This is a genomic window from Kosmotoga sp., from assembly GCF_982836095.1.
Map to the genome: position 1 here is coordinate 1 of NZ_CEYIHJ010000095.1, position 7,222 is coordinate 7,222.

Consider the following 7,222-nt stretch of genomic DNA (forward strand, 5'->3'; position numbering starts at 1 on the left):
GAGAAAAATATCCCCGTATTTCTTGGACCTATCTTCGGTTTCAGAACGAAACTCGAATTAAAGGATATGACCTTTGAGTCAATAAAAATAATAAATGAAAAAGGTATTCTTGCAGCTATGATGTGCGACCACCCGGTAATTCACCTTGAACATACCACCATCCAGCTTGGCACCGCTTTAAGGTATGGAGCAAAGGAAGATGATTTGTTGAAGATGGTCACCATAAACCCGGCAAAGATACTGGGTATTGATGACAGAGTTGGTTCGATAGAAGCCGGGAAAGATGCTGATCTCGTTATCTGGAGCGGACACCCCTTTGAGTTCAGATCGGTTGTTGAAAGGGTGTTCATTGAGGGCAAGGAAGTTTATAGCCTATAAAACTTCAAGATTACCGATAAAAGGGGAATCCAGTATTCCCCTTTTTCAAATGTTGAAATAAGATAAAAATGGTAGAATATAATTGATCGAAAATTCTATATCAATATCAATTGTGAGGGATTTTTCTGGATAGTGAAGTTATCAAGACATATTTTGAAAGACAGTTGCTTGTTGAGGGAGTCGAACTGGAGTTTCAACAAAAGATTTCACAGCTCACCATTGGTTGCCCCAACACTGAAATAGACCGTGACATTGTAAAACTACTTTTCAGAACGGGTTTTACAAGTGTTTCTTCTTGTTTTGATTCAAGAGAAATACTGATTTTTAGAGAGATATTCCCCTTTATGACTGTGAAAGATGAGCCAAACATAGTCTTTGGTTCAACCGAAAAGGACTTAACTGTGGAGTTTGGCGAAACAATAAGAGTCTTTACTCCTGATCATCTGAATAGACTCTTTACTCCCGTAGCGGCAGCCCTTATTTTTTTCAGCGTTATGAAGGGAAAAAGCAGTTCTGTTTCTATAAAAAACATACGACTACCGGTTTCACTAGAACATTTGCCTTCTAAAGCGAAAGTACTGGTTGTCGGCGCTGGAGGGCTTGGATCGCCGGCAATTGAGTTCCTTTTGAGAGAAGGACTGAAAAGTTTAGTTGTAATAGAGCCGGATGTGGTTAGCATTTCCAACATCCATCGCCAGACTTTTTATTCAAGCAAAGACATTGGCGTGCCAAAGGCAGAAGTCCTCAAAAAGATACTGGGCAAAAGAGACAATCTAGATCTAAAAATATATCGGAAAGCTTTCGATCCTGATACCTTGAAAAATGAGCAACCTGATGTTGTTATAGCTTGTGTGGATAATTACAAAACGAGATATCAAATAAACGAAATCTGTTATAAAGAAGGCATTCCATTTGTAGATTCGGGAGTTGAAGGCCTTTCGGGATATGTGGTGCCTCATAGACCCATCGATGCTTGTTACAGATGTTTTGTTGGTGATGATCGAAAAGATAGGGATGTTTCAAAACCTATTCTTCCTTTTGTGAGTTATTTTGGTGGAATGCTTCAAGCAGCCTATGCTACGCACATTTTGAAGTATCCTGACGAACCTCTGAAAGCCCTTTGGTTTGACTTGAAAACATTGACCTTTATTGAATTTCAAGTTGATAAACGCTCGAACTGCCCTGTTTGTAGCAGTTCTGAATAGAGTGAGGTGGAAAAATGGAAGTGATCTATGGAGATAAAAAGTGGTCATTCAATACCGAACTAGTTGTGGAAGACCTGCTGAGAAAAATTGGACTTTGGAGAGACCCAGTGCTTGTTATGGCAGACGGTCGAATACTTGATAAAAAGGACAAAATTCACGAAAATGCTAAAGTTCTCATTGTAAACGCCGCCAATGGTGGTTAGATATGCATACTAAAGCATACCGATGCATAAAAAACTTCCGTGGGTATCTTTTTCTCCTATCAGATTTACTTGCCGCAGGAGCTTTTTGAAGTTTTTTGCAAAGGCTGTTAAAATTGTCGTGATAACCGAAAATTAGATGGAGGTGACATTGTGGCTAAGAAAAAAGTTATTATCATGGGTGCTGCTGGAAGAGATTTTCACAATTTCAACACTTATTTCAGAAACAATCCAAATTACGAGGTTGTTGCTTTTACAGCGACTCAGATTCCCGGAATCGATGACAAAAAATACCCAGCTGAACTCGCTGGAGAATTTTATCCCAATGGGATACCGATTTATTCAGAAGAAAGACTCCCTGAGCTCATAAAAGAACATGGTGTGGATCATGTTGTTTTAGCTTATAGCGATCTTCCTCACCAATACGTTATGGAAAGAGCAGAAACCGTTCTTGCTGCTGGCGCTGATTTTATGCTCCTTGGTCCAAAAGAAACCATGGTCAAATCATCTAAACCCATCATCTCTGTTTGTGCAATAAGAACAGGTTGTGGAAAGAGCCAGACTACAAGGAGAGTACTTGACATTTTGAGAGCGAAGGGCAAAAAGGTCGTTTCCATAAGACACCCTATGCCCTATGGTGACCTCGTAAAGCAGAAAGTCCAGAGATTTGCAGATTATTCCGATCTCGACAAGCATGAATGCACCATTGAAGAACGTGAAGAATACGAGCCCCACATTGATAGAGGATCGATCATTTACGCAGGTGTAGATTACGAAGCCATTCTGCGAGAAGCCGAAAAAGAGGACGTCGATGTTATCCTCTGGGATGGTGGAAACAACGACTTTTCCTTCTACAAGTCGGATCTCTACATTACTGTTGTTGACCCTCACAGACCTGGCCACGAAGTTAATTATTATCCTGGAATGGCTAATTTACTTATGGCTGATGTTATTGTCATTAACAAAGAAGAAACCGCAACCCCAGAAGGTATCGAAACTGTAAGGCAGAACATCGCAAAGTACAATCCAGATGCGGTTGTTGTTGACGCTGCCTCACCTCTTACCGTGGAAGATAGCGTGGCAATAAAGGGCAAAAAAGTGCTCGTAGTGGAAGACGGTCCAACGCTGACCCATGGTGGGATGAGCTATGGGGCTGGCTGGGTTGCCGCCAAGAAATATGGCGCTGCTGAGATCATCGATCCCAGGCCTTACGCAGTAGGTTCTATTGTTGATACTTATGAAAAATACAATCACCTTGACCAGATCCTACCGGCTATGGGATATGGTGAAAAGCAGATGAAGGAGCTCGAAGAAACTATAAACAACTCTGATGCCGAACTCGTGATAATCGGGACGCCCATCGACTTGAGAAGAGTAATAAAAATAAACAAACCTGCTGTCAGAGTGGGTTACGAACTTCAGGAAATAGGAGAACCTACGCTTGAGCAAATTATAGATAACTTTCTGAAGAAAAACAACATCTAAGTTGGATTTAACGCGACCGGGAGAATCCCTCCCGGTCTTTTTTCAAGGTGGCTAAGAGGAGGGGAAAAAATGATATCTGAAAAAATCTTACAGGCAATGCTTGTAGAGCTGATCAGGCGGGGGGCTGATTTTGCTGATATATTCATTGAAGAAAGAAATTCTAACAATATTTCCATGACTGCTGGAAAAGTTGAAACTGCCCTATCAGGCAGGTCTTTTGGTGTAGGTGTGAGAGCTACAAAAGGAGCACAAAGCATATACGCTTACACAAATGAAATAACCGAAAACGCTCTTATGGCCGTTGCACAGGGAATTGGAGATGTATTGGCTTCTAATAGGAAAAATGATATAACACTTAATTTTGAAGAGAAAAAAATACCAAATCGTCATTTGTTTATACTTGATCCAGCTTCAGTAAGCAAAAGCGAGCGGGTAAAGATAATGAAAACCGCAACAGAAGGAGCGAAAAGCGTTTCAAAACTCATTTCCCAGGTATCAGTTGATTTTTGGGACTACGATCAGAAAATCTGGATATACAATTCAGAAGGCTTAAAGACTTCTGATAGAAGACTGCGAACAAGATTGATGATTTCAGCCGTGGCAACTAAAGAAGGAGAAAAGGAAACAGGATTTTTTGGCCCTGGAGCTGCTATGGGATTTGAGTTTTACAACACCTTTGATGTTTATGAAGCCGGCCAAAAAGCTGGTCGCATAGCTGCCAGGATGATAAATGCAGAATATGCACCTGCTGGCAAAATGCCGGTCATCATTTCGAACGAATTTGGCGGAGTGATTTTCCACGAAGCCTGTGGACATGCCCTCGAAGCCACCTCAGTTGCCAAAGGGGCTTCTGTCTTTGCCGGGAAGCTTGGCGAAAAAGTTGCAGCTGATTGTGTGTCTGCCGTCGATGATGCGACAATTCCTAATGCCTGGGGTTCTGCAAACATCGATGATGAAGGCACTCCTACACGCAGAAACGTGCTCATCGAAAACGGTATTCTGAAAAGCTATTTGATAGATAAATTCAACGGGAGGAAAATGGGCATGGAAAGTACTGGAAGTGCTCGACGACAGGACTATCGTTATGCCCCAACATCAAGAATGAGTAACACTTTCATCCTTCCCGGTGAATACTATCCTGAAGAAATCATAGCAAATACCGAATACGGACTTTACGCGAAATCCATGGGGGGAGGATCGGTCATTCCCGGAACAGGCGAATTCAATTTCTCAGTTCGAGAGGGCTATCTTATTGAAAAGGGAAAAATCACCAAACCTGTTCGTGGAGCCACCTTGATTGGAAAAGGTTCAGAGGTCCTCTGGAAAATAGATATGGTAGGTAATGACCTTGCAAGGGCGCAGGGGATGTGTGGTTCAGCTTCGGGAAGTATCCCCGCAGACGTGGGTCAGCCTACGATAAGGGTCTCAGAATTGATTGTTGGGGGGCGAAACAAATGAGAGTTGAAGAGTTCAAGAAAAAGGTTTTTGAATCCGCCATCAAAAAGGGATTGAATGATTTCGAACTTTACTTAAAAATTCAGCATGAGTTCAATGTAAGTGCTCAAAAGGGAGCGCTTGAAAACTACAAAGACGCCACCCTCATTGGTGCAAGTTTCAAAGTGATTGAAAATGGTAAAGTCGGAAGCTCCTTTACAGAGGCTTTTTCAGATGAATCAGCTCAGCAGCTTGTGAAAGAAGCCGTGGAAAATTTGAAAATCATTGAGTCAGAATACGAAGATTTGCTTTACAATGGGACGGGAAGTTATAACAGAAAAGACTTCTATCGAGGTGAATTCGACAAACTGCCGAAATCCGAAGCCGTCAAAAAGATTATCGAGCTTGAAGAAGGTTTGAAAAAACACAATGAGCATATCACAATGGTACCCTATAACAGCCTTGGATTTCTCGTTGAAGAAATATACATTGCAAATTCAAAAGGTTTGGACCTTTACTCTAAAAACGATGGTGGGCATGTTTTTGCGATGGGTTTGGCGAGCGGCGGTGAAACCCCAAAAAGTTCCTTTAATGCTCTTGTGGGTAAAGGGATAAAGGATTTAGATATTGAAATCCTTTCTGACCGAATAGTTTCGGATCTCAAATTATTGTTGAATTCCTCGCCCATCAAAAGCGGAAAATACAACGTGATCTTTAGGAATAGCGAGTTTGCGAGTTTTTTAAGTGTTTTTTCGGAGATGTTTTCCGCGGAAAATGTGCAAAAGGGCCTATCCTTGCTCAAAGGTAGGATTGAAGATAAAATCGCCTCAGACTGCTTTACCCTCATAGACGATCCTTTCTATGAGGGGAGTCCGATAAATAGGTATTTTGATGACCAGGGTGTGCCCACGAAAAAGAAACATCTGGTTGAAAATGGTGTTTTGAAAACCTATCTTTACGATCTTAAAACAGCAAAAAAAGACAATGTTGAATCTACTGGAAATGCCGTAAAAATCTGGGGATACAAAGCCCCTACTGATATTTCTTTCATCAACCTCATTGTGAAACCCGGCGAAGAGAGTTTTGAGGAACTTCTTGCGAAATTAGGAGAAGGACTGGTGATCACCGGGCTTGACGGATTGCACTCCGGTGCAAACCCTGTATCTGGTAACTTCTCCCTTGGAGCAAGGGGCTTCATAGTCGAAAGCGGGAAAATAGTTGGAGGGGTTGACGGGATAACTGTCTCTGGAAACATATTCAAAGTGTTTGAAAACCTCAGAGTGTGTGGTAATGATGTAGCTTATGGCATGCCATTGATGGGTGGCGATTCGTCAGCTGTTTTTTCACCATCAGTCATTGTTGATGGAATCGATGTAGCCGGAGTTTAAAAGCATCTTTGAAACTTTCTCTAAAGAACTGTCGATAATTCTTGCAGTGGCTCCCCAGACTATCAGTCCGGGGAGTCTATATTTTATGGTTTCTTTCCCTGAGGGGAGCGCAATTAGCTCCTTTTCCACCTTGTAAAACATGGAAAGCTTCACAAAGAGAATCTCTTCGACTTCATCTCTGTTTAATTTGAAAATCCTATCAGAAAGCAAAGCAGCATAGGGATGAACTTCTATTTTAGACATAAGTGTCTCAATGATTTCCAATTTGTGCAAGAAAATTACACTGCTTGGCTTTGCGCCTATCTCCTCTTCCATTTCTCTGAAAGCTGTATCAATTAGCGTTTCTCTCCCATTCCAGATACCCCCGGGAAAACTGATCTGACCCGGATGGTTATTTAGCTTTCTGGAGCGTCGGGTGAGTATTAGATAGGGTTCACCTTCAATAATAACGATCGGAACAACAACGGCGGCTTTTTTCAAAATCTTACCCTCCATTTTAATGCTAATGAAAAGTCTAACACGTAATGGACAGATATAATAATCATCGCTGTTAAATTAATCAGAAAGGTGATTGAAGTGAAAGAAGTGAGTTTTAATGAACTTCAAAGTGAGATTGAAAAAGAGTTGGTGCTCGTGGAATTTTCAACCCCTACCTGTGGTGTCTGCACCACGGTTAAAAGAAAACTCGAGGCCATTGAAGAAAATTATCCACAGTGGAAATTCTTGTACATTGATATAAACAAAAATCCAGAAGCCTCAGGCGCTTTTACTGTGTTCACCGCTCCAACAATAATCATCTTTCACGATGGAAAGGAACTCAACCGTTGGGCGAGGAACTTCGGAATGAACCAGATTACCGATTATATGGGTAGAATAATGGAAATGCTTAGAACCAGGGTCTAGGGTATCAAAGAACGGGTTTGGGTTTAGCAAAAACCAGACCCCAGACCCGTGTTGCTAAAACGCGCTATGAATTGCTAACGCAATTGCTCTGAACTCCTGCGGAGTTGCCCTGAACCGCTAGCGCAGTTGACTATAAGACAGGGTTTGATGTTTTCTCGTTACTCGCAACTCGTTACTCGGCTCTTGAATACTCACCTACTATATCAAGTCAACGAATCCCGGAGGGTTT

Annotated in this window: 8 protein-coding genes; 7 read left to right on the forward strand and 1 reads right to left on the reverse strand. The window is 41.8% G+C overall.

Features of this window, described 5'->3' with window-relative positions:
* The 6 genes from AC3LHT_RS07020 to AC3LHT_RS07045 form a co-directional block, all read left to right on the forward strand.
* Positions 1-378, forward strand: a 378-nt coding sequence (locus AC3LHT_RS07020) for an amidohydrolase family protein (RefSeq protein ID WP_488662402.1), incomplete at its 5' end; no start/stop codon positions are given.
* A 164-nt stretch (positions 379-542) separates the two neighbouring features.
* The gene (locus tag AC3LHT_RS07025; RefSeq protein ID WP_488662403.1) at positions 543-1,583 is read left to right on the forward strand and encodes a HesA/MoeB/ThiF family protein; all 1,041 of its coding nucleotides are present in this window, start codon (positions 543-545) and stop codon (positions 1,581-1,583) included.
* 14 nt (positions 1,584-1,597) lie between these two features.
* Positions 1,598-1,786: a hypothetical protein gene (locus AC3LHT_RS07030; RefSeq protein WP_290646057.1), complete on the forward strand. Its 189-nt coding sequence runs from the start codon at positions 1,598-1,600 to the stop codon at positions 1,784-1,786.
* Positions 1,787-1,936: 150 nt separating this feature from the next.
* Positions 1,937-3,268 carry a cyclic 2,3-diphosphoglycerate synthase gene (locus tag AC3LHT_RS07035; RefSeq protein WP_290646055.1) on the forward strand — a complete coding sequence of 444 codons (1,332 nt, stop codon included), beginning with the start codon at positions 1,937-1,939 and terminating at the stop codon, positions 3,266-3,268.
* 69 nt (positions 3,269-3,337) lie between these two features.
* On the forward strand, positions 3,338-4,726 hold the full coding sequence (locus AC3LHT_RS07040) for a TldD/PmbA family protein (RefSeq protein WP_290646053.1): 1,389 nt from the start codon (positions 3,338-3,340) through the stop codon (positions 4,724-4,726).
* Positions 4,723-6,090: a TldD/PmbA family protein gene (locus AC3LHT_RS07045; protein ID WP_488662404.1), complete on the forward strand. Its 1,368-nt coding sequence runs from the start codon at positions 4,723-4,725 to the stop codon at positions 6,088-6,090. The genes AC3LHT_RS07040 and AC3LHT_RS07045 overlap by 4 nt, the downstream gene beginning before the upstream one ends.
* On the opposite strand, the gene AC3LHT_RS07050 is transcribed toward AC3LHT_RS07045, so the two are convergent.
* The gene (locus tag AC3LHT_RS07050; protein WP_290646050.1) at positions 6,052-6,570 is read right to left on the reverse strand and encodes an NUDIX hydrolase; all 519 of its coding nucleotides are present in this window, start codon (positions 6,568-6,570) and stop codon (positions 6,052-6,054) included. The two genes, AC3LHT_RS07045 and AC3LHT_RS07050, sit on opposite strands and share 39 nt — an antisense overlap.
* Positions 6,571-6,666: 96 nt before the next feature.
* On the opposite strand from AC3LHT_RS07050, the gene AC3LHT_RS07055 reads away from it, so the two are divergent.
* Positions 6,667-6,993 (forward strand): thioredoxin family protein, encoded by a 327-nt coding sequence (locus AC3LHT_RS07055; RefSeq protein ID WP_290665737.1) that lies wholly within the window; start codon positions 6,667-6,669, stop codon positions 6,991-6,993.
* Positions 6,994-7,222 lie beyond the last annotated feature (229 nt).